The 21,267-nt window shown below is 65.3% G+C and carries 16 protein-coding genes, 4 tRNA genes and 1 pseudogene; 18 read left to right on the forward strand and 3 right to left on the reverse strand.

The window, feature by feature from the left end; genetic code table 11:
• Nucleotides 1-73 precede the first annotated feature (73 nt).
• From IRZ56_RS16980 to IRZ56_RS17055, 16 genes and pseudogenes are all read left to right on the forward strand, one after another.
• The gene (locus IRZ56_RS16980) at nt 74-1,078 is read left to right on the forward strand and encodes an aspartate-semialdehyde dehydrogenase (RefSeq protein ID WP_196146002.1); all 1,005 of its coding nucleotides are present in this window, start codon (nt 74-76) and stop codon (nt 1,076-1,078) included.
• 71 nt (nt 1,079-1,149) lie between these two features.
• Nucleotides 1,150-3,780, forward strand: a complete 2,631-nt coding sequence (locus tag IRZ56_RS16985) for a FimV/HubP family polar landmark protein (RefSeq protein ID WP_196146003.1) — start codon at nt 1,150-1,152, stop codon at nt 3,778-3,780.
• A gap of 215 nt (nt 3,781-3,995) precedes the next feature.
• The gene (gene truA, locus IRZ56_RS16990; RefSeq protein WP_196146049.1) at nt 3,996-4,844 is read left to right on the forward strand and encodes a tRNA pseudouridine(38-40) synthase TruA; all 849 of its coding nucleotides are present in this window, start codon (nt 3,996-3,998) and stop codon (nt 4,842-4,844) included.
• A gap of 60 nt (nt 4,845-4,904) precedes the next feature.
• Nucleotides 4,905-5,525, forward strand: coding sequence for a phosphoribosylanthranilate isomerase (locus IRZ56_RS16995; RefSeq protein WP_196146004.1), 621 nt, complete (start codon nt 4,905-4,907; stop codon nt 5,523-5,525).
• A 249-nt stretch (nt 5,526-5,774) separates the two neighbouring features.
• Nucleotides 5,775-6,668 (forward strand): acetyl-CoA carboxylase, carboxyltransferase subunit beta, encoded by an 894-nt coding sequence (gene accD, locus IRZ56_RS17000; RefSeq protein WP_196146005.1) that lies wholly within the window; start codon nt 5,775-5,777, stop codon nt 6,666-6,668.
• A pseudogene (folC, locus tag IRZ56_RS17005) lies at nt 6,668-7,971 on the forward strand (bifunctional tetrahydrofolate synthase/dihydrofolate synthase). The gene accD and the pseudogene folC overlap by 1 nt, the downstream one beginning before the upstream one ends.
• Nucleotides 7,955-8,632 (forward strand): SPOR domain-containing protein, encoded by a 678-nt coding sequence (locus IRZ56_RS17010; protein WP_196146007.1) that lies wholly within the window; start codon nt 7,955-7,957, stop codon nt 8,630-8,632. Before folC ends, IRZ56_RS17010 begins: the two are co-directional and overlap by 17 nt.
• A 265-nt stretch (nt 8,633-8,897) precedes the next feature.
• Nucleotides 8,898-9,452: a CvpA family protein gene (locus IRZ56_RS17015; protein ID WP_084855060.1), complete on the forward strand. Its 555-nt coding sequence runs from the start codon at nt 8,898-8,900 to the stop codon at nt 9,450-9,452.
• Between the two features lie 42 nt (nt 9,453-9,494).
• Nucleotides 9,495-11,000, forward strand: a complete 1,506-nt coding sequence (purF, locus tag IRZ56_RS17020) for an amidophosphoribosyltransferase (RefSeq protein WP_196146008.1) — start codon at nt 9,495-9,497, stop codon at nt 10,998-11,000.
• A gap of 15 nt (nt 11,001-11,015) precedes the next feature.
• Nucleotides 11,016-12,227 carry an O-succinylhomoserine sulfhydrylase gene (locus IRZ56_RS17025; protein ID WP_196146009.1) on the forward strand — a complete coding sequence of 404 codons (1,212 nt, stop codon included), beginning with the start codon at nt 11,016-11,018 and terminating at the stop codon, nt 12,225-12,227.
• Complete coding sequence (locus IRZ56_RS17030) at nt 12,224-12,997, forward strand: SDR family oxidoreductase (RefSeq protein WP_196146010.1); 774 nt, start codon at nt 12,224-12,226, stop codon at nt 12,995-12,997. Before IRZ56_RS17025 ends, IRZ56_RS17030 begins: the two co-directional genes overlap by 4 nt.
• Nucleotides 12,998-13,359: 362 nt before the next feature.
• Nucleotides 13,360-13,435: transfer RNA gene (locus IRZ56_RS17035), tRNA-Val, on the forward strand.
• 78 nt (nt 13,436-13,513) lie between these two features.
• Nucleotides 13,514-13,590 (forward strand) — tRNA-Asp (locus IRZ56_RS17040).
• A 99-nt stretch (nt 13,591-13,689) separates the two neighbouring features.
• Nucleotides 13,690-13,766: transfer RNA gene (locus IRZ56_RS17045), tRNA-Asp, on the forward strand.
• A 140-nt stretch (nt 13,767-13,906) separates the two neighbouring features.
• Nucleotides 13,907-13,983, forward strand: a tRNA-Asp gene (locus IRZ56_RS17050).
• A gap of 188 nt (nt 13,984-14,171) precedes the next feature.
• Nucleotides 14,172-15,011 (forward strand): DUF2242 domain-containing protein, encoded by an 840-nt coding sequence (locus tag IRZ56_RS17055; protein WP_196146011.1) that lies wholly within the window; start codon nt 14,172-14,174, stop codon nt 15,009-15,011.
• Nucleotides 15,012-15,284: 273 nt separating this feature from the next.
• Here IRZ56_RS17055 and IRZ56_RS17060 read toward each other — a convergent pair whose 3' ends face one another.
• On the reverse strand, nt 15,285-16,370 hold the full coding sequence (locus IRZ56_RS17060) for an AraC family transcriptional regulator (RefSeq protein WP_196146012.1): 1,086 nt from the start codon (nt 16,368-16,370) through the stop codon (nt 15,285-15,287).
• A 3-nt stretch (nt 16,371-16,373) separates the two neighbouring features.
• Nucleotides 16,374-17,492 carry a carbon-nitrogen hydrolase family protein gene (locus IRZ56_RS17065; RefSeq protein ID WP_196146013.1) on the reverse strand — a complete coding sequence of 373 codons (1,119 nt, stop codon included), beginning with the start codon at nt 17,490-17,492 and terminating at the stop codon, nt 16,374-16,376.
• Nucleotides 17,493-17,679: 187 nt separating this feature from the next.
• Between IRZ56_RS17065 and IRZ56_RS17070 the strand changes: the two genes are divergently transcribed.
• Both IRZ56_RS17070 and IRZ56_RS17075 read left to right on the forward strand, forming a co-directional pair.
• Entirely contained in the window at nt 17,680-19,716 is a 2,037-nt protein-coding gene (locus tag IRZ56_RS17070; RefSeq protein ID WP_196146014.1) for an NADPH-dependent 2,4-dienoyl-CoA reductase, read from the forward strand.
• A gap of 65 nt (nt 19,717-19,781) precedes the next feature.
• On the forward strand, nt 19,782-20,678 hold the full coding sequence (locus tag IRZ56_RS17075; protein ID WP_230390430.1) for a pyridoxal-phosphate dependent enzyme: 897 nt from the start codon (nt 19,782-19,784) through the stop codon (nt 20,676-20,678).
• Here the strand turns inward: IRZ56_RS17075 and IRZ56_RS17080 are convergent.
• Nucleotides 20,669-21,214, reverse strand: a complete 546-nt coding sequence (locus IRZ56_RS17080; protein WP_196146015.1) for a cytochrome b — start codon at nt 21,212-21,214, stop codon at nt 20,669-20,671. The genes IRZ56_RS17075 and IRZ56_RS17080 overlap by 10 nt on opposite strands.
• Between the last annotated feature and the right edge of the window lie 53 nt (nt 21,215-21,267).

Below are 21,267 nucleotides of genomic sequence, written 5' to 3' on the forward strand. Positions count from 1 at the left end.
AAGCCAAGCACTTAGTTTCAGCCGCCCGACCCAAGTAAAGTGCCCCCCCCCAGTTCCACCAGAAGGACCCCAAATGCCCCAGCCCATCGACATCGCCATCATCGGCGCCACCGGTAACGTCGGCGAAACCCTCGTTCAGATCCTCGAGGAACTCGATTTCCCCGTGGCCACCCTGCACCTGCTGGCCAGCATGGAATCCGCCGGCAGCAACTTGATGTTCGCCGGCAAGAAGCTGCGCGTACGCGAAGTCGACAGCTTCGATTTCACCCAGGTCAAGCTGGCATTCTTCGCCGCCAGCCCAGCCGTGACCCGCAGCTTCGCCCCCAAGGCCCAGCAGGCCGGCTGCGCGGTGATCGACCTGTCCGGTGGCCTGGACCAGGCCTTGGCCGTGGTCCCGGAAGCCAATGGCGACAAGCTCGCCCAGCTCGAACAACCCGCCCAGGTCGCCAGCCCCAGTGCTGCAGCCGTCGCCTTGGCCGTGGCCCTGGCCCCGCTCAAGGGCCTGCTGGACATCGAGCGTGTGCAGGTCATGGCATGCCTGGCCGTTTCAGCCCAGGGCCGCGAAGCGGTCAGCGAGCTGGCTCGCCAGACCGCCGAGCTGCTCAACGCCCGGCCACTGGAGCCGCGCTTTTTCGACCGCCAAGTCGCCTTTAACCTGCTGGCGCGGGTCGGCGCTGCCGATGAGCAGGGCCACACTCGCCTGGAACGCCGCTTGGTCGATGAGCTGCGCGTATTGCTTGACCTGCCGACCTTGAAGATCTCCGTGACCTGCGTCCAGGCCCCAGTGTTCTATGGCGACAGCTTCAGCGTGGCCGTGCAGAGTCGCCGTCCGGTCGACCTGGCCGCCGTCAATCACGCCCTGGAAGCTGCCGAAAGCGTCGAGTTGGTCGAGTCGGATGACTTTCCGACGGCCGTCGGCGACGCAGTAGGCCAGGACGTGGTCTATGTTGGTCGTGTACGCCACGGCATCGATGAACAAGAGCAGCTCAATCTGTGGCTGACCACCGACAACGTGCGCAAGGGCGCGGCCCTCAATGCCGTGCAAGTGGCCGCCTTGTTGATAAATGACATGGCGTAAAAGATACTGGCGGGTACTTTTGTCCTGCACCACACGCAGGTTTCGGGACGATTCTTACAAGGGAAGAGGTCATGCTTCGAATTCGCAAACTGGTTCTGGCCATGGCGGCAGCCTCGGCGTTGTCGTCCGGAATGGCGAACGCCCTCGGATTGGGTGAACTGACCCTCAAGTCGGCGCAGAACCAGCCATTGGATGCCGAGATCGAACTGCTCGATGTGCGCGACCTTACCACTGCCGAAGTGGCGCCGAGCCTGGCGCCACCGGAAGAATTCGCCAAGGCTGGCGTGGCCTACCCCAGCTACCTCGAAGACCTCACCTTCACCCCGGTGATCAACCCCAACGGCAAGAGTGTGCTGCGAGTCACCTCCAGCCAGCCGTTGCCGGCACCGGTGGTGAAGTTTCTGGTGCAAGTGATGTGGCCCCAAGGCCGCCTGTTGCGCGATTACAACGTCCTGCTCGACCAGGCCAAGGCCCAGGGCGAGGCACCGTCTGCGGCCAACGTCGAGCCAGCGGTCAGCGGTGCGGGCAGCTACACCACCAAGCGCCGCGACACGCTCTGGCAGATTGCCGCGCGCAATACTCAGGGCGGCTCGATCCAGCAGACCATGCTGGCGATCCAGGCGTTGAACCCGGATGCCTTCATCGGCAACAACATCAACCAGCTCAAGACTGGGCAGGTGCTGCGCTTGCCTGATCAGCAGCAGATCCAGGGCATTCCCCAGGGCGAAGCCGTTCGCGAGGTGGCCGAGCAGTACACTGCCTGGCGTGAAGGCCGGCGCCTGGGGCCGCGTGCTCGGCAGTTGGACGCCACCCGACGCGCCGCGGCCGGCGAGGCGCCAGAGCGTATCGCCCAGGGTGACAACCTGCGCCTGGTCAGCCCAGGCGGGCAGGGCGAGGCGGGCGAGGCCAAGGCGTTGAGCGACAAGCTCGCCGTGGCCCAGGAAAGCCTCGACACCAGCCGCCGTGACAACGAAGAACTCAAGAGCCGCATGGCCGACCTGCAGAGCCAGCTGGACAAGCTGCAGCGCTTGATCGAGCTCAAGAACGACCAGCTGGCACGCCTCGAGGCGCAGGGGGCGGCGCAAACCCCACCGCCTGCCGCGCTGCCTGGTGAACCTGCGCCCACGCAGCCGCCAGTCAATGCCCAGCTGCCCTCGACCGAGCCGGTGGTCAAGCCGGCACCGGCTGCGGTGGACACGGCGCCTGCCGAGCAAGGCGAGCAGGCCCGGGGCGTGCTCGACGAACTGATGGGCAACCCGGTACTGCTGGGCCTGCTCGCCGGCTCTGCGTTCCTGGTACTGCTGGTACTGCTGTTGTTGCTTGCCCGCAAGCGCAAGGCCCAGCAGGAAGCCGAGAAGCACCTGCGCATGGCCCGCGCGCTGGCCGAGGAGGGCGAACGCAGCCCTGACCTGAACGCGCCGGCTGGAAGCTTCGATGAACTGGATGTGTCGGCGCCGAGCGTGAAACTCTCCCCAGCCGTGGTTGCTGCCTCGGCCGCTGCCGCTACGGCTGCGGAAAAACCGCTTGCACCGGAGCCTGCGCCTGTAACTGACGCGGACCCAACGGCCAGCCTGCTGGCCGAGGTGGAGCAGAGCCTGACGCAAGGTCGCCTGAACCATGCCGCCGACCTGCTGGAGCCGGCGGTGGCTGCCGAGCCGCAGCGCAGCGACCTGCGATTGAAACTGATGGAAGTCTATGCCCGCCAAGGCGACCAGACCGCGTTCGCGGGCCAGGAGCGTGCGCTTTCGCCTACCGATCAGAACAAGGCCCAGGTCGACACCTTGAAGGAGCGCTTCCCGGCCATGGTCGGCGTTGCTGCCCTCGGCCTGGGGGCGGCAGCCCTGGCGGCCGAGATGGACAAGCAGTACGTCCATGACCTGCTGCAGGACGGCGAACAGGCGCCTGCAGACGCCGAGCCGGATCCGCTCGATGCGCCTGTCGCGGCCCAGGCCCCGCCTGAAGCCGAGCTGGACGCCGTCGCCGACGTCCCTGCCATCGAAGAAGATGAGCTGGACGGCGCATTCGACCTGAGCCTGGACGACGACCTGCCGGTGGATGCTGCGCTTGAGGCGGCGCCGGAGCAAACCGTAGTGGCCGAAGAAGCTGCACCGCAGGAAGCCGAACCGGTCGCCTCTGACGCCGAAGCCGATGCCGATTTCGAAGCCCTGTTGGAGCAAGCCCAGGCCGAACCGCAAAGCCTGGATGACCTGTCCGATTTCGACCTGGATGTCGGCGAGCCGCAAGCGCCGGCGGCAACGGAAGAGGCGCCGGTCGACGTGGCTGCGGAGCTGGCAGCGTTCGATGAGATTCCCGAATTCGACCCGCTCTCGGAGCTGGAGCTGCCGGAGGACTTCGACCTGTCCCTATCGCTGGAGGACGAGTCGCCGGCCGACAAGCAATTCGCCTCGGAGCTCGATGACGTCAATGCCGAGTTGGACAAACTGTCCCAAAGCCTGGAGTCGCCATCGCTGGAGCCGCACTTCACCGCCGCCGATGCCGCCCAGGAGCCGGACCCGCTGGATGACCTGGACTTCGACTTCTTCTCCGGCGTCGACGAGGTGGCCACCAAGCTCGATCTGGCGCGTGCCTACATCGACATGGGCGATCACCAGGGCGCCCGCGACATCCTCGACGAAGTGGTCAAGGATGGCGACGACGAGCAGCGCCAGGAAGCCGAGGACATGCTGTCGCGCCTGGTTTAGCGTTGTAGGAGCGGCGGTCCGACTTGTCCCGCGATCAAGGGCGACGGTGATATCGGGCCCGGCCTAATCGCGGGACAAGCCCGCTCCCACAAGCCCGCTCCCACAGGGCTGGCATTGTCTGCGGACCGCGTCGCCAGCAACGGCAGCCCTCCCGGCTGCCGTTGCCGTTATAATGCCCGCCTTCCGTTCCACCCACAGGTTTCGCGCTCTTGGACATCAACGACATCGACCCGGCCGAATCGGCGGCCGAAGGCTACTCCCGCATCGCCCTGGGCGTGGAATACAAAGGCTCGCGTTACCGCGGCTGGCAGCGCCAGGCCAGCGGCGTGCCGAGTGTCCAGCAGGCCCTGGAGCAGGCGTTATCGACGGTGGCCAACGAACCGATCTCGGTGATCTGCGCAGGGCGCACCGATGCCGGTGTGCACGGGTGCGGGCAGATCGTCCATTTCGATACCCGCGCCGTGCGCGATGAGCGAGCTTGGACTTTGGGCAGCAATTTCAACCTGCCCCACGACATCAGCGTCACCTGGGCCCGACCGATGCCGGCGCATTTCCATGCCCGCTTCAAGGCGACGGCGCGGCGCTACCGCTATGTCATCTACAACGACCCGATCCGCCCTGCGCACCTGGCCGAGGAAGTGACCTGGAACCACCGACCGCTGGATGTCGAACGCATGGCCGAGGCCGCGCAGTTCCTGCTCGGTACCCACGACTTCAGTGCCTTCCGCGCCAGCCAGTGCCAGGCCAAGTCGCCGATCAAGCACATCCATCACCTGCGAGTCACCCGTCACGGCAAGATGATCGTGCTGGATGTCCGGGCCACGGCCTTCCTGCACCACATGGTGCGCAACATCGCCGGCGTGCTGATGACCATCGGGGCCGGCGAGCGGCCAGTCACCTGGGCGCGCGAGGTGCTGGAGGGGCGCAACCGCCGGGAAGGTGGCGTGACGGCCCACCCCTATGGCCTGTACTTGGTCCAGGTGGAGTACCCCGAGGAATTCGACCTGCCGGCTCGTTACATTGGCCCACACTTTCTGACCGGCTACGAGGCGCTTGCGGACTGACGGGCGAAACGTCATTTGCTAACATTCGGCCTTTCACCGATCACTCAAGGTTCGCTGTCCATGAGCAACGTTCGCAGCAAGATCTGCGGGATTACCCGCATCGAGGACGCCTTGGCGGCCGCCGAAGCAGGCGCCGACGCCATCGGCCTGGTCTTCTATGCCAAGAGCCCGCGAGCGGTGGACGTGCGCCAGGCGCGGGCCATCATCGCCGAACTGCCGCCGTTCGTGACCACGGTCGGCCTGTTCGTCAACGCTTCGCGTTGCGAACTCAACGAGATTCTCGAGGCGGTCCCGCTCGACCTGCTACAGTTCCACGGCGATGAAACCCCGGCCGATTGCGAGGGCTATCATCGCCCCTGGGTCAAGGCCCTGCGGGTGCGCCCCGGTGATGACCTCGAGGCGGCTTGCCGGCAGTACGCCGGCGCCCGTGGCATTCTCCTGGACACCTACGTGCCCGGTATTCCGGGTGGCACGGGCGAGGCTTTCGACTGGTCGCTGGTGCCGGCTTCCCTGAGCAAGCCAGTCATCCTGGCTGGCGGCCTGTCGGCGGACAACGTCGCTCAGGCCATCGCCCAGGTGCGCCCTTATGCGGTGGATGTCAGTGGCGGCGTGGAGCAGGCCAAGGGGATCAAGGACGCTGCGAAGATCGAGGCGTTCATGCGTGCGGTGAAACAGGCGTGATGACGGATGTGACGGTTGCCCGCGCGCCATCGTCCATAGCTTTCGCAGCCCGGTGCTGCCAGGCCTGCCCATGGGGCGGGCCGTGCGGACTACCGGCATGACAGGTTGACGATGGCTCGGCCACCAGGCTGGCTCGCATCGCGCGGGCCCCGGAGCCGGGCCGTCTCGTTTCATTGAAGAACATGAGCTCAAGGGCAGGGCATGGCCGGCCAGACCGGCCCCCGCCCACCGATACTGGAGAAAGAAAGCATGAGCAACTGGTTAGTCGACAAACTGATCCCTTCGATCATGCGTTCCGAGGTGAAGAAGAGCTCGGTGCCAGAAGGCCTGTGGCACAAGTGCCCGGCCTGCGAGGCCGTGCTGTATCGTCCGGAGCTGGAAAAGACCCTGGATGTCTGCCCCAAGTGCAACCACCACATGCGCATCGGCGCACGTGCGCGCATCGACATCTTCCTCGACGCCGAAGGCCGTGCCGAGCTGGGTGCCGACCTGGAACCGGTCGACCGCCTGAAGTTCCGCGATGGCAAGAAGTACAAGGACCGCCTGACCGCGGCCCAGAAACAGACCGGCGAGAAAGACGCCCTGATCTCCATGAGCGGTACCCTGATGGGCATGCCGATCGTGGTCAGCGCCTTCGAGTTCTCGTTCATGGGTGGCTCCATGGGCGCCATCGTCGGTGAGCGCTTCGTACGCGCGGCCAACTACGCCCTCGAGCACCGCTGCCCGATGGTCTGCTTCTCCGCATCCGGCGGCGCGCGCATGCAGGAAGCTCTCATCTCGCTGATGCAGATGGCCAAGACTTCCGCCGTGCTGGCGCGCCTGCGTGAAGAAGGCATCCCGTTCATTTCGGTGCTGACCGACCCTGTCTACGGCGGCGTTTCTGCAAGCCTGGCGATGCTCGGCGATGTGATCGTCGGTGAGCCCAAGGCCCTGATCGGCTTCGCCGGCCCTCGCGTGATCGAGCAGACCGTGCGTGAGAAGCTGCCCGAAGGCTTCCAGCGCAGCGAGTTCCTGCTCGAGCATGGCGCCATCGATCTGATCATCTCCCGTGGCGAGCTGCGTCCGCGCCTGGCCCGCCTGCTGGCGCAGATGACCGGCCAGGCGACCCCGGCAGAGGCCCTCGAGGTGGCTGCCGTCGCGTGATGAACCTTCATACCCTGGGCGACTGGCTCGCCTACCTCGAGCAGTTGCACCCCTCGGCCATCGATATGGGCCTGGAGCGGTCGCAACAAGTGGCTGCCCGGCTCGGGCTGGGCACGCTTGCGCCTCGGGTGGTGACGGTCACCGGCACCAACGGCAAGGGCTCGACCTGCGCGTTCGTCGCTGCGCTGCTCCAGGCCCAGGGCCTCAAGGTCGGCGTGTACAGCTCGCCGCACCTGTTGCGCTACAACGAGCGGGTGCGTATCGACGGTGTCGAGGCCAGCGATGAGCGCCTGTGCCAAGCCTTCGCGGCCGTCGAGGCGGCCCGTGGCGAGATCACGCTGACCTATTTCGAAATGGGCACCTTGGCGGCCTTCTGGCTGTTCCAGCAATCGGCCCTGGATGCCGTGGTGCTCGAGGTCGGCCTGGGTGGCCGTCTGGATGCGGTCAACCTGGTCGATGCAGACCTCGCCCTGGTGACCAGCATCGGTGTCGACCATGCCGATTATCTGGGTGATACCCGCGAATCGGTTGCCTTCGAGAAAGCAGGGATTTTCCGCCAGGGCAAGCCTGCCCTGTGTGGCGACCTGAACCCGCCACAGCCTCTGCTGGACAAAGCGCGCGAGCTGGCCTGCCCGTTCCTGCTGCGTGGGCGCGATTTCGATCTGGCCACCACCGAGCAGCACTGGCAATGGCGCGGCACGCGGGCCGATGGCAGCAGCGTCGAGCTGCACGACCTGCCATTGCTGGACCTGCCGATGGAAAATGCGGCCCTGGCCTTGCAGGCCTACGTGTTGATGGGGCTGCCCTGGGATGCCGGGCAGATTCGCCAGGCACTGCTCGATACTCAGGTTACCGGCCGTCTGGACCGCCGTGCGGTGCACTGGCAAGGCAAGCGCCTGGAGTTGTTGCTGGATGTAGGGCACAACCCGCACGCTGCCGAATACCTCGCGGCCCGCCTGGCCGCTCGCCCTGTCAAGGGGCGGCGCCTGGCGGTGTTCGGTCTGCTCGCCGACAAGGACCTGGAAGGCATCATCGCGCCGCTGAAGGGGCTGGTCGATGAATGGGCAGTGGCGCCGTTGCACACCTCGCGTAGCCGTCCGGCCTCGGAGCTCGCGGCGGCCTTGACGAACCTCGGTGCGACGGTGAAGTCTTACGCCAACGTCGATGCGGCCCTCGAGGGGCAGTGCGCGCAGGCGACGGCGGATGACCAGATCCTGCTGTTCGGTTCGTTTTTCTGTGTCGGCCAAGCCCTGGAATGGCTAGAGCGGCAAGCTCCGGAGGAGTAGATGGCAGTGCTGGATAAAGGGATGAAGCAGCGCATGGTCGGTGCGTTGGTGCTGGTGGCGCTGGCGGTGATCTTCCTGCCGATGCTGTTCACCCGTGAGGACGAGATGCGCCAGGTGCGTGTCGAGGCACCCGAGGCGCCGGCGATGCCGAGCTTGCCGCAGGTGGAGGTGACACCTGTGCAGGTGCCCGAGCCTCAGCCTTTGCCGCAAATGCCGGAGCAGCCGGAGCAACCGCCGGTGGTCGTCGACGAGTCCTCCGCGCCCATGACCACGCCCAGCCAGCCGATTACCCCGGGGCCGTCCCAGTCGGCAGTTGCACAGGCGCCGGCACCCAAGCCAGTGCCGAAAGTCGAGAACAAGCCGGTTGCGACGCCAACGCCCGCACCCACCGCGACCGCGCCCAAGCCTGCCGCACCGTCCAAGGTCGATGCCAATGGCCTGCCGGTGAGCTGGTCGATCCAGCTGGCCAGCCTGTCCAACCGTGCCGGTGCCGACAAACTGCAGAATACCCTGCGTAGCCAGGGCTATAACGCCTATGTCCGCTCGGCCGGCGGCATGAACCGGGTCTATGTCGGGCCACTGATCGAGCGTGCCGAGGCCGAGCGCCTGCGCGACGCGATCAACCGCCAGCACAACCTCAAGGGCTTCGTGGTGCGCTTCCAGCCTGAGCGCGGCTGAGCCTGGGCTGCGCCTGCAGCCCTATCGCCGGCAAGCCGGCTCCCACAGGGTGTACGGACTGCTTGCGAACTCAGTTCCCTGCGACAGCGTAGCCCGAAGGGCAGGGTGATCTCCTATAGGGCAACGCATCATTTTTGATTTTGCGGGGGAGCTGTGGGAGCCGGCTTGCCGGCGATAGGGCTATCGCGAATCACCTGACATTCCGCTTACCCCAAGCCCGCCGCTCTGGTAAAATGCGCCGCCTCAAACGTCGGCAGGCAACACCGTGGCATTTACCTGGGTTGATTGGGCGATCATCGCGATCATCGCCATTTCCTCATTGATCAGTCTCAAGCGCGGCTTCGTCAAGGAAGCCTTGTCCCTGCTCATCTGGATCGTTGCCGGTGCGGTCGCCTGGATGTTCGGCGGCTCCCTTTCGCAGTATCTTGAAAGCTATATCCAGACGCCCTCGGCACGCATCATCGCCGGTTGCGCCATTCTTTTCGTCGCTACCCTGCTGGTGGGGGCCATGATCAACTTCCTCATCGGCGAGCTGATCCGCGTGACCGGGCTGTCCGGCACCGATCGTTTCCTTGGCATGGCATTCGGTGCCGCGCGGGGGGCCTTGCTGGTGGTGGTGGCCATCGGGCTGTTGAGCCTGGGGCCGGTACAACAGGACCCGTGGTGGCAGGAATCGCGCCTGATTCCACAGTTCCTCCTTGTGGCTGATTGGTCGAAGAACCTGATCCTGGGGTTCACCGGTCAGTGGATGTCCAGTGGAGTCAGCGCACCCGCTGATCTTCCGTTCAAGGAACAGTTGCTCGGGCCCACCAGGCCCTGAGCGCTTTTCAATCAAGTTTCATCAAAGTAGGGGTTGCGTCGCATGTGTGGCATCGTCGGTATCGTCGGTAAGTCGAACGTCAATCAGGCGCTGTATGACGCGCTAACCGTGCTCCAGCACCGCGGCCAGGACGCTGCCGGTATCGTGACCAGCCACGACGGCCGGTTGTTCCTGCGCAAGGATAACGGCCTGGTGCGCGACGTCTTCCAGCAGCGCCACATGCAGCGCCTGGTCGGCCACATGGGCATCGGCCACGTGCGCTACCCGACCGCGGGCAGCTCGACCTCGGCCGAGGCCCAACCGTTCTACGTCAACTCGCCTTACGGCATCACCCTGGCCCACAACGGCAACTTGACCAACGTCGAGCAGCTGGCCAAGGAGATCTACGAGTCCGACCTGCGCCACGTCAACACCAACTCCGACTCGGAAGTGCTGCTCAACGTGTTCGCCCACGAGCTGGCCGTGCGCGGCAAGCTGCAGCCGACCGAGGAAGACGTGTTCGCTGCGGTCTCCCACGTGCACAGCCGCTGCGTTGGTGGCTACGCGGTGGTGGCGATGATCACCGGCTACGGCATCGTCGGCTTCCGTGACCCCAACGGCATCCGCCCGGTCGTGTTCGGCCAGCGCCATACCGACGAAGGCGTCGAGTACATGATCGCCTCGGAAAGCGTTGCCCTGGATGTGCTCGGCTTCACCCTGATCCGCGACCTGGCGCCGGGCGAAGCGGTGTACATCACCGAAGAAGGGCAGATGTTCACCAAGCAGTGCGCCAACAACCCGAAGCTGCAGCCGTGCATCTTCGAACACGTCTACCTGGCCCGTCCGGACTCGATCATGGACGGCGTCTCGGTATACAAGGCACGCCTGCGCATGGGCGAGAAGCTGGCCGAGAAGATCCAGCGCGAGCGCCCGGACCATGACATCGACGTGGTCATCCCGATCCCGGACACCAGCCGCACCGCGGCCCTGGAGCTGGCCAACCACCTGGGCGTCAAGTTCCGCGAAGGCTTCGTCAAGAACCGCTACATCGGCCGAACCTTCATCATGCCCGGCCAGGCCGCGCGCAAGAAGTCGGTACGCCAGAAGCTCAACGCCATCGAGCTGGAGTTCCGCGGCAAGAACGTGATGCTGGTGGACGACTCCATCGTGCGCGGCACCACCTGCAAGCAGATCATCCAGATGGCCCGCGAAGCCGGCGCCAAGAACGTCTACTTCTGCTCCGCGGCCCCCGCGGTGCGCTACCCCAACGTCTACGGCATCGACATGCCGAGCGCTCACGAACTGATCGCCCACAACCGTACCACCGAACAGGTGGCCGAGTTGATCGGCGCCGACTGGCTGGTCTACCAGGACCTGCCTGACCTGATCGACTCGGTCGGTGGCGGCAAGATCAAGATCGAGCACTTCGATTGCGCGGTGTTCAATGGTGAGTACGTCACCGGCGACATCGACGACGCCTACCTGGAGCGTATCGAGCAGTCGCGCAACGACGCAGCCAAGGTAAAGAACCAGGCCGTCAGCGCGATCATCGACCTCTACAACAACTGATTTGGGAGCGACGGCATGACGGATCAATGGGATGCCGGTCGACTGGACAGTGACCTCGAGGGTGTCGGTTTCGACACCCTGGCGGTGCGCGCCGGTCAGCACCGCACACCGGAAGCCGAGCACAGCGAAGCGCTGTTCCTGACTTCCAGCTATGTCTTCCGCACGGCCGCCGACGCGGCTGCGCGCTTTGCCGGCGAAACGCCGGGCAATGTCTATTCGCGTTACACCAACCCGTCCGTGCGTGCCTTCGAGGAGCGCCTGGCGGCCATGGAAGGCGCCGAGCAGGCCGTGGGCACGTCCACCGGCATGTCGGCGATCCTGGCCGTGGTCATGTCGCTGTGCAGTGCGGGTGACCATGTGCTGGTGTCGCAGAGCGTGTTCGGCTCGACCATCAGCCTGTTCGAGAAATACTTCAAGCGCTTCGGCGTGCAGGTCGACTACGTGCCGCTGGTCGACATCGGCGGTTGGGAAAAGGCCATCAAGGCCAACACCAAGCTGCTGATCGTCGAGTCGCCGTCCAACCCCCTGGCTGAGCTGGTGGACATCACCGCCCTGGCCGAAGTCGCCCACGCCCGTGGTGCGCTGCTGGTGGTGGACAACTGCTTCAGCACGCCGGCCCTGCAACAACCGCTCAAGCTCGGTGCGGACATTGTGTTCCACTCGGCGACCAAGTTCATCGACGGCCAGGGCCGTTGCATGGGCGGCGTGGTGGCCGGGCGCAGCGAGCACATGAAGGAAGTGGTGGGCTTCCTGCGTACCGCCGGCCCGACCCTCAGCCCATTCAACGCCTGGATCTTCACCAAGGGCCTGGAGACGCTCAAGCTGCGCATGCGTGCGCATTGCGAGAGCGCCCAGGCCCTGGCCGAATGGTTGGAGCAACAGGAGGGTGTGGAGAAGGTCCACTACGCCGGCCTGCCGAGCCACCCGCAACATGAGCTGGCCAAGCGCCAGATGAGCGGGTTCGGCGCGGTGGTGAGCTTCGAGGTCAAGGGCGGCAAAGAGGGCGCGTGGCGCTTCATCGATGCCACCCGGGTGATCTCCATCACCACCAACCTGGGTGACAGCAAGACCACCATCGCCCACCCGGCCACCACCTCCCATGGGCGCCTGACGCCTCAGGAACGTGAGGCTGCGGGTATCCGCGACAGCCTGATCCGCGTCGCCGTCGGCCTGGAAGACGTGGCCGACCTGCAAGCCGACCTGGCCCGCGGCTTGGCGGCGCTGTGATCGACTGGGCGGGCGGCGAGCCCGGCCATAACGGCCGGGTGGCCCTGGTGACCGGTGCCGCCCGCGGCATCGGCCTGGGCATCGCCGCTTGGCTGATCTGCGAAGGCTGGCAGGTGGTGCTGGGCGACCTGGATCGCAAACGCGGAGCCAAGGTCGCCAAGGCATTGGGCGACAACGCCTGGTTCGTGGCCATGGATGTCGCCGACGAGGCCCAGGTCAGCGCGGCTGTTTCCGAGGTGCTGGGGCAGTTCGGGCGTCTGGATGCGCTGGTGTGCAACGCGGCCATCGCCAACCCGCACAACCAAACCCTCGAAAGCCTCTCCTTGGCCCAATGGAATCGCACCCTGGCAGTCAATCTCAGTGGGCCGATGCTGTTGGCCAAGCATTGTGCGCCGTACTTGCGTGCCCATGGCGGGGCCATCGTCAACCTCACGTCCACCCGTGCCCGGCAATCGGAGCCCGATACCGAGGCCTATGCGGCGAGCAAGGGCGGGCTGCTGGCCTTGACCCATGCGCTGGCCATGAGCCTGGGGCCGGAGATTCGCGTCAATGCCGTGAGCCCCGGCTGGATCGATGCCCGCGACCCATCCGAGCGGCGCGCAGAGCCTTTGACCGACGCCGACCATGCCCAGCATCCGGCGGGCAGGGTAGGGACGGTGGAAGACGTCGCCGCGCTGGTGGCCTGGCTGTTGTCGCGTCAGGCAGGGTTCGTCACCGGGCAGGAATTCGTGGTCGATGGCGGGATGACCCGCAAGATGATCTACGCCTAAGCGGCGGGTCTTGAGCTGCAACAGGGGACCGTCTGGTCCCTTGTTGCTTTGTGCCCTGCAGGTCAGCCCAATCGCCGGCAAGCCGGCTCCCACAGGGGGCAGCGCTAGCCGTTTGTTCTGCGCGATAGCGAAGCCCGGAAGGGCTGGGTGATCTCCCGCCTGTCCTGCGCTGTTTTCCAAGACCCCGCTGTACCTTTAGGCGCTGGCTTGGCAGCCAACCAAGTACCCGAGCAAGGCATCACTTTTCCCATTACCGTTTTTGCCCTTTTTGAAAAAAAATTCAATGGGGCTATTGACTTAGCTTCGGTACCTGCGTAAATTTCGCGGCCTCAGCGAAGCAAACGCAACAAGCAACACTGCGAGGGTGATTAGCTCAGCCGGGAGAGCATCTGCCTTACAAGCAGAGGGTCGGCGGTTCGATCCCGTCATCACCCACCACTTCCTGAGATGTTCCTGACCCAGGAGCCTTCGAAAGAAGCTTCCTAATTGAGAGGAACCGGACGCAAGTCCATATGCGCAGCGGTAGTTCAGTCGGTTAGAATACCGGCCTGTCACGCCGGGGGTCGCGGGTTCGAGTCCCGTCCGCTGCGCCACTTATTCTTCAGATGGGTGTTTTCACCGGTCTGGGGTCTGAAGGCCAAGAGCACTTCAGGCCGATCCCAGTTTCAATCAGGCGCAAGCCTGAACGATACGCAGCGGTAGTTCAGTCGGTTAGAATACCGGCCTGTCACGCCGGGGGTCGCGGGTTCGAGTCCCGTCCGCTGCGCCATCTTCGCTTCGAGGCCCCTTGAACGCCTCGTAGCAACAAACGAAGCGATCAGCGAATCGCTTTTTTTGTGCCTGCCTTACGAGCGAACGCTTCGCAAGGTCAGATCCTCAGTTTCAACCAGGCGCAAGCCTGGGCGATACGCAGCGGTAGTTCAGTCGGTTAGAATACCGGCCTGTCACGCCGGGGGTCGCGGGTTCGAGTCCCGTCCGCTGCGCCATCTTCGCCTCGAGGTCCCTTGAACACCTCGAAGCCTACGAAAAGCGACCTTCGGGTCGCTTTTTCGTTTTCTGCGCCCAGGCCGGCAGGCGATGATGAATTTTGCTCGGTCTGGCCAGCGCCGCAGTTTCAGTGAGCGTTCTTGTGTTGCACAATACACACCGTTTGTCCTTTTCTCCGGAATCCAAGATGTCCAGATCTTCCGTCTTCGGTGCGCTCGGGCTGGCCCTTGTGCTGGCGGGTGTGTCCGGTTGTTCGTCGAAAAAGCCTGCCATCTACGAGCACGAGAACTTCGATGACTCGGGCACTTTCTCGCGCAGCTTTGCGGTGAGCGAGGCGGGGTCCTGCGAGGCCGCCCGTCGTGCGTTGCTCAGCCAGGGCTATATCATCACCAGCAGCGGCCCCAACCAGATCGCGGGCAACAAGAGCTTCCAGCAGAACAGCGATAACCACCTGCAGATCAGCTTCAACGTCACCTGCGCACCGGACACCAACGACGAACAGCGTTCCACCATGTTCGCCAACGCCCTGCAGGACCGCTACGCCCTGAAGAAATCCAACACCTCGGCCAGCCTGGGAGTGGGTGTACTGGGCTCGGTGTCCATGCCCATCGGTTCGAGTGACGATTCGATGGTCAAGGTGGCCAGCGAGACGGTCACCGCGCCGCAGTTCTACGAGCGCTACTTCGCGTTGGTGGAAAGCTACCTGCCCAAGCCAAAGAAGGTGGAGAAAGCCGAGCCGAAAGTAGAGGCGCCCAAGCCGGAGCCTGAGCAACCGGCGCCTGCCCTGGGCTTGCCAGAGCAGGCACCCGCTACCCAACCTGCTCCGGCACCCGTTGCCGCCGAAGCAGCGATGCCGGCGCCAATGGTCGAGACACCCCCCACTACCGCGCCTGCCAGCGAAGTGCAGGCCGCGCCGGTCGTGGATGACAGCCAAGGCTCCCAGCCCATCGCCCCGCCTGTCGAGCCGGCACCCATCGAGGTGCAGCAAGAGGCGCCTACGACCGAGGCGCCACCTGCGCCGTTGTGAACCGTGGGGCAGGTCTGCTCTCATAGAACAACGCATAACTATTTGAGTTTGCAGGTCCTTCGTGGGAGCGGCGGTGCGGCGGTCCGACTTGTCCCGCGATTGGGCTGCGTGGCGGTCTTTAACTTCCCCGGCACCGGCTCCGTCTACCTCTTATCAGCGTGTCATGATGCGGTCATCCAATACGCTTAGCGTGGCGGCATGACTCGACCGATGAATGACTGAAGAGGACGCAGCGATGGACGATTACCAGGAAGAACTGCTCGAATTCCAGGCCTATGAACTGGACCCGATGGAGCCGGCAGACGACGCTACCGAGCTCTGACCCTCCCGCCGCTGGTTGCGGCGAAACGCGCCGGGCGTAATGCCGGTCCAACGCTTGAACGCGCGCTGGAAAGCCTCTGCCGAGGCGAACCCTAACAGATAGGCAATTTCGCCGAAGGCCAGCTGCGTATCGCGGATATAGGTCTCGGCCAGGTCGCGGCGTGTGTCGTTGAGCAGGTTGCGAAAGCGCGTGCCTTCTTCGGCCAGCTTGCGCCGCAGCGTCCAGGTCGGCAGTTGCAGGTGACGCGCCACAGCTTCCAGGTCCGGTTCCTGGCCGCCATTGAGCAGCGGGCCCAGCAAGTGGGTGATGCGTTCACCCAGGCTGCGTACGCGCGTACGTTGGGCCAGTTCCGCTTCGCACAGCTGCAGCAGGTGGTGCCAGGTGCTGGGGCAATGCTGGGGGTTAGGAAGCTCCAGGGTCGCGCGGTCCAGGCGCAGCTGGTTATTGGCGGCTGCGAACTGTACCGGATTCGCGCACAGGGGCTGGTACTGCGCAGCATAGCTGGGCGCCTCGAACTCGATGTCCATCCGCTCGGCCTGCACCGGCACGCCTGCCAGGTGGGACAACTGTGCCAACCAGCCAGCCAGCAACGAATCGACCACGAAACGGTTGTAGTCGTTGTAAGGGCTGATCGAATAGAAGCGTAGCCAGGCGCCCTGGCGGTCCTCGAGAAAACTCGACTGGCCGCGGTAGTTCGCTGCATATAAGGGTTCGAAGCGCAGCAGCGTGCGGGCGGCCTCGCCGAGGGTCGGGGCCTGGGCCGCCGTGACGCCTGCCAGCCCCGCCTGGGCCAGGCGGCTTGCGCGGCCCATGCGCAGCCCCAATGCCGGCTCGCCGCACAGCTCGATGGCGGCATGGCCCAGGTGCATGTAGCGCGGGATCGACAGGCGCGCCCCGGCTTCGGCCAGGCGAGGGGCGTCCAGGCCGTAGCGGCGCAGCAGGGGTGTCGGGTCGTACCCCAGGTGCTTCAGCGCCTCGCCCAAAGGCTGGACGAAGCCTACCGAAAGGTCACCCAGGCGCACGCGTGGCCGGGCCATCGGTCACAGCCAGAGGTTCAGCAGGCGGGCACCTTGGCTGGGGTTGCCGGCCAGGTGTTGGCCTGCCTGGTTGGCAAAGCCCTGGCCGTCGCTGCCTTGTTCCCAGAACTGGCCACGCAGGAACACGCTCAGGCTGGGCGTGCTGGCGTTGGCGGTCAGGGTCAGGCGCTGCCAGGCGGCCTGTTCATCGACCTCGCCGCGCTGCAGCGGCAGTGCGCTGGCGGCATCCTGGTGGCGATTGCCGCGCCAGGGCGCATTCCAGGTGTGCTTGCCGGTGAGAAACACCGGGTTGGCGACCAGTTCCACCGATTGGCGGGCCAGCTGTTGGTAGTTTTCCGGGTACCAGCTGTCGCTGCCCACCAGCACGCCCAGGCGCCCGGCCGGGGTCTGGATGACCTGCAACGGGTGCTGGCGGCCATCATGAATGTAGCGACGCACTTCGCTGTCGGGGTACTGCTGGCGCTGCGGTTGGCCGAGCACCGTGCCGTCGGCGCCGAACACCAGGCTGCTGTTGAACAGCGGGCCGCTGCCGGGATGCAGGATGCCGCGGTCGACGTACGGGGCGGGCAGGACGATGGAGCCCGCCACCAGCGTTACGCCGAATTCCTTGGCCAGCCCACCGAACAATTGCTGGTAGTCGCGGGCCATCTGCTCGGCCTTCATGCGCAGGTGAGCGTCGGCGCGGCGATCGTCGCCCGTGGCGGTGAGCATGGCCAGGCCGTAGCGCAGCGGGTTGCTCAGCTCCAGCCACTGCCAGGCTTCCCGGCGCTGGGTCACCTGGTACAGCTCGTTCTTTTCGCCGCGGGCCCACAGCCAGGTGCCGATGTGCTCGGGCAGCACCACCACGGTGCGCGGGCTCACCAGGCCCTGGGCGCGTGCCTGTTCCAGATAAGCCGACAGCTTGCGGTGCAAGCGCTGCAGGTTCTGGTAGTCACCTGGGTAGAGCAGGGGTTCGACACCGAGCAGGTTGCCCTGTTCGCCCGGCACGCCATGGTTGAGCGCCAGGTCGATGCGCAGGTCGGACAGGTAGTGGCCTTCCGGGCGCTGCAAGGTCCAGAAACCGTAGCCGCAGAGGGCGGCGATCATTACCAGCGCCAGGGCGCTTGCCAGGAGTTTTCGCATGAGGCGGCCAGGTCAGCTTCCTGAATCGAGGGTGTCCTAGGGTAGACCTGCTGTACAGCAGGATCAACAACTTGTCACTTTCGATCATTGAGCGCGCTCAAACGCCTGTTTAATGTCAGGGCCAGACAAACGACGGGGCCTGCGAGGCGCCCGCATACCGTGATCACGCCTGATAGGGAGTTCACCCATGGCTGCCGACCGTTACCCGCACCTGCTGGCCCCGCTGGATCTGGGCTTCACCACCCTGCGTAACCGTACCCTGATGGGCTCGATGCACACCGGCCTGGAAGAGCGTCCAGGTGGCTTCGAGCGCATGGCTGCGTATTTCGCCGAACGTGCCCGCGGCGGCGTTGGCCTGATGGTCACCGGCGGCATCGCGCCGAACGATGAGGGTGTGGGGTATTCCGGGGCGGCCAAGCTCAGCACCGAGGAAGAGGTCGACAAACATCGCATCGTCACCGAGGCGGTACACGCCGCCGGTGGCAAGATCTGCCTGCAGATCCTGCATACCGGGCGCTATGCCTACAGCCCGCGCCTGGTGGCGCCCAGCGCGATCCAGGCACCGATCAACCCGTTCAAGCCCAGGGAACTGGACGAGGCGGGTATCGAGAAGCAGATCGCCGACTTCGTCAATTGCGCGGTGCTGGCCCAGCGCGCCGGTTACGACGGCGTCGAGATCATGGGTTCGGAAGGCTACTTGATCAACCAGTTCCTCGCCGCCCACACCAACCACCGTACCGACCGCTGGGGCGGCAGCTATGAAAACCGCATGCGTCTGGCGGTGGAAATCGTCAGCCGGGTGCGCGACGCGGTCGGGCCGAACTTCATCATCATCTTCCGCCTGTCGATGCTCGATCTGGTCGAGGGCGGCAGCACCTGGGACGAGATCGTGCTGTTGGCCAAGGCCATCGAGCAGGCCGGCGCCACCTTGATCAACACCGGCATCGGCTGGCACGAGGCGCGTATCCCGACCATTGCCACCAAGGTGCCGCGCGCGGCCTTCACCAAGGTCACCGCCAAGCTGCGCGGTGCGGTGAAGATCCCGCTGATCACCACCAACCGCATCAATACCCCCGAGGTGGCCGAGGCGGTGCTGGCCGAGGGCGATGCCGACATGGTGTCCATGGCCCGCCCGTTCCTGGCCGACCCGGAGTTCGTCAACAAAGCCGCCGAAGGCCGTAGCGACGAGATCAACACCTGCATCGGCTGCAACCAGGCCTGCCTGGACCATATCTTTGGCGGCAAGCTGACCAGCTGCCTGGTCAACCCTCGCGCGTGCCACGAGACCGAGCTCAATTATCTGCCTGTGCGCGCCGTTAAGCGCATCGCCGTGGTGGGCGCAGGCCCCGCCGGCCTGGCCGCGGCCACCGTGGCCGCCGAGCGAGGCCACCAGGTGACGCTGTTCGACAGTGCCAGCGAGATCGGCGGGCAGTTCAACGTGGCCAAGCGTGTGCCGGGCAAGGAAGAGTTCTACGAAACCCTGCGCTACTTCCGCAGCAAAGTGGCGCGCACGGGTGTCGAGCTACGCCTCAATACCCGGGTCGGTGTCGACGAACTGGTGGCCGGAGGCTTCGATGAAATCGTCCTGGCCACCGGTATCCGCCCGCGTACGCCTGCTATCCCTGGCATCGAGCATGCCAAGGTGCTCAGCTACCTGGACGTGCTGCTCGAGCGCAAGCCGGTGGGCAAGCGAGTGGCGGTGATCGGCGCCGGGGGCATCGGCTTCGATGTGTCCGAATACCTGGTGCATGAAGGCGTGGCCACCAGCCAGGACCGCCAGGCGTTCTGGAAGGAGTGGGGCATCGATACCCGTCTCGAGGCCCGGGGCGGCGTCGCGGGTATCAAGGCCGAGCCGCACGCGCCGGCCCGTCAGGTGTACTTGCTGCAGCGCAAGAAGACCAAGGTCGGCGATGGCCTGGGCAAGACCACCGGCTGGATCCACCGCACGGGCCTGAAGAACAAGCGAGTGCAGATGCTCAGCAGCGTCGAGTACCTGGCGATCGACAACGATGGCCTGCATGTGCGCATCGGTGAGGGCGAGCCGCAGGTGCTGGCGGTGGACAACGTAGTGATCTGCGCGGGCCAGGAGCCATTGCGCGAGTTGCACGATGGGTTGGTGGCGGCAGGGCAGTCGGTGCACTTGATCGGCGGCGCCGATGTGGCGGCGGAGCTCGATGCCAAGCGGGCGATCAACCAGGGCTCGAGGTTGGCTGCGCAGTTGTGAGCTGACTGTCGGAGCGGGCCGCTGCGCGGCCCAATCACCGGCCTGGCCACTGATATACTCGCCCGATGTCCGTGACCTTCGCTGATCTTCCCCAAGCCCCCCTGCAACCGTTGCCCTTGCCCTGGCTCGACCAAGCCGGGGTCGAGGTCGCGGTGCTGCGCCTTGACCTCATCGACCCGCTGATCAGCGGCAATAAATGGTTCAAATTGCGCCACCACCTGCTCGAGGCCCAGGCCGCTGGCGCACCGGGCCTGGTCAGCCTGGGTGGCAATCACTCCAACCACCTCCATGCCCTGGCGGCAGCAGGCAAGCGTTTTGGCTTCTCCACCGCCGGGCTGTTGCGCGGCCATGCGCAGGACACACCCACCGTACGCGACCTGCAGGCCCTGGGCATGGAGTTGCACTGGCTGGGCTACGGTGGCTACCGCGAACGCCACCAGGCAGGTTTCTGGGCACCTTGGCAAGCGCGCTATCCGGGTTGGCACTGTATTCCCGAAGGGGGCGGTGGCTTGGCCGGTGCCCAAGGCTGCCAGCTGATCGTCGAGCAGGCGAGAGCACAACTGGCAACATTGGGCTGGTCAGGGCATGACGGGTGGTGGCTGGCGGTCGGCACGGGTACCACCCTGGCGGGCCTGGTGCTCGCTGAAGGCGGCGCCCGGACGGTGCATGGAGCGCTGGCAGTGCCGCGTGGCCATGGCGTTGAGCAGAGCCTCGCCGGGCTGGTGCAGGGGGGCCATGAACTGCATGACGCCTGCCGGAGCGGGTTCGGCCGCTTCGACGATGAACTGCTGGCCTTCATCGACGAGACCGAGCGCCACAGCGGCGTGCCGCTGGAGGCCGTGTACACCGGCAAGGCCTTGATGGCGCTGCGAGACCAGGTCGCGGCCGGGCGCTTTGCGCCCGGCACGCGCCTGATCTTCCTGCACACCGGTGGGCTGCAGGGGCGTCGCGGTTACCGGTAGGGCAGCATGCGCACCAGCGTGTTGTCGCGTTGGACGTAATGGTGGTAGAGGCCGGCCAAGGCGTGCACGCCGATCAGCCAGTAACCCCAGCTGCCGATGCGTTCATGCCAGCCCTTGATGAACTTGGCCAGGTCCGTATCCGGGGCGGTCAATGCCGGAAGTTCCAGGCCATAGAACGGGATCGGCTTGTCGGCGGCGCTCAGGATCAACCAGCCGGCGATGGGCAGGCCGATCATCATCAGGTACAGCAGCAGGTGCACCAGGTGCGCCAGGCCCGTCTGCCAGGCCGGCGGCTTGGGCAGGATCGGTGGGGCGGGGCGGATCAGGCGCATGGCCAGGCGCAGCCAGACCAGGATGAACACCGTCAGGCCCAGCATGAAGTGCAGGTCCTTCATCAGGTTGCGTTCGGCGCTGTCCTTGGGGAACAGCCCGCGCAGCTCGATGCAGGCGTAGACCGCAGCCAGTAGCACCAGCATCAGCCAGTGCAGGGTGATAGAGAGGCGAGCGTAGTGCGTCGGGGGGGTAGATAAAGCCATGGGGGTCCTCATCATCAGGTCGGGGGTGGCGCTCTTTTTGGCGCGTAACTGCA

Origin of the sequence: Pseudomonas guariconensis (assembly GCF_015680235.1) — a bacterium.
Lineage (GTDB): Bacteria > Pseudomonadota > Gammaproteobacteria > Pseudomonadales > Pseudomonadaceae > Aquipseudomonas > Aquipseudomonas guariconensis_A.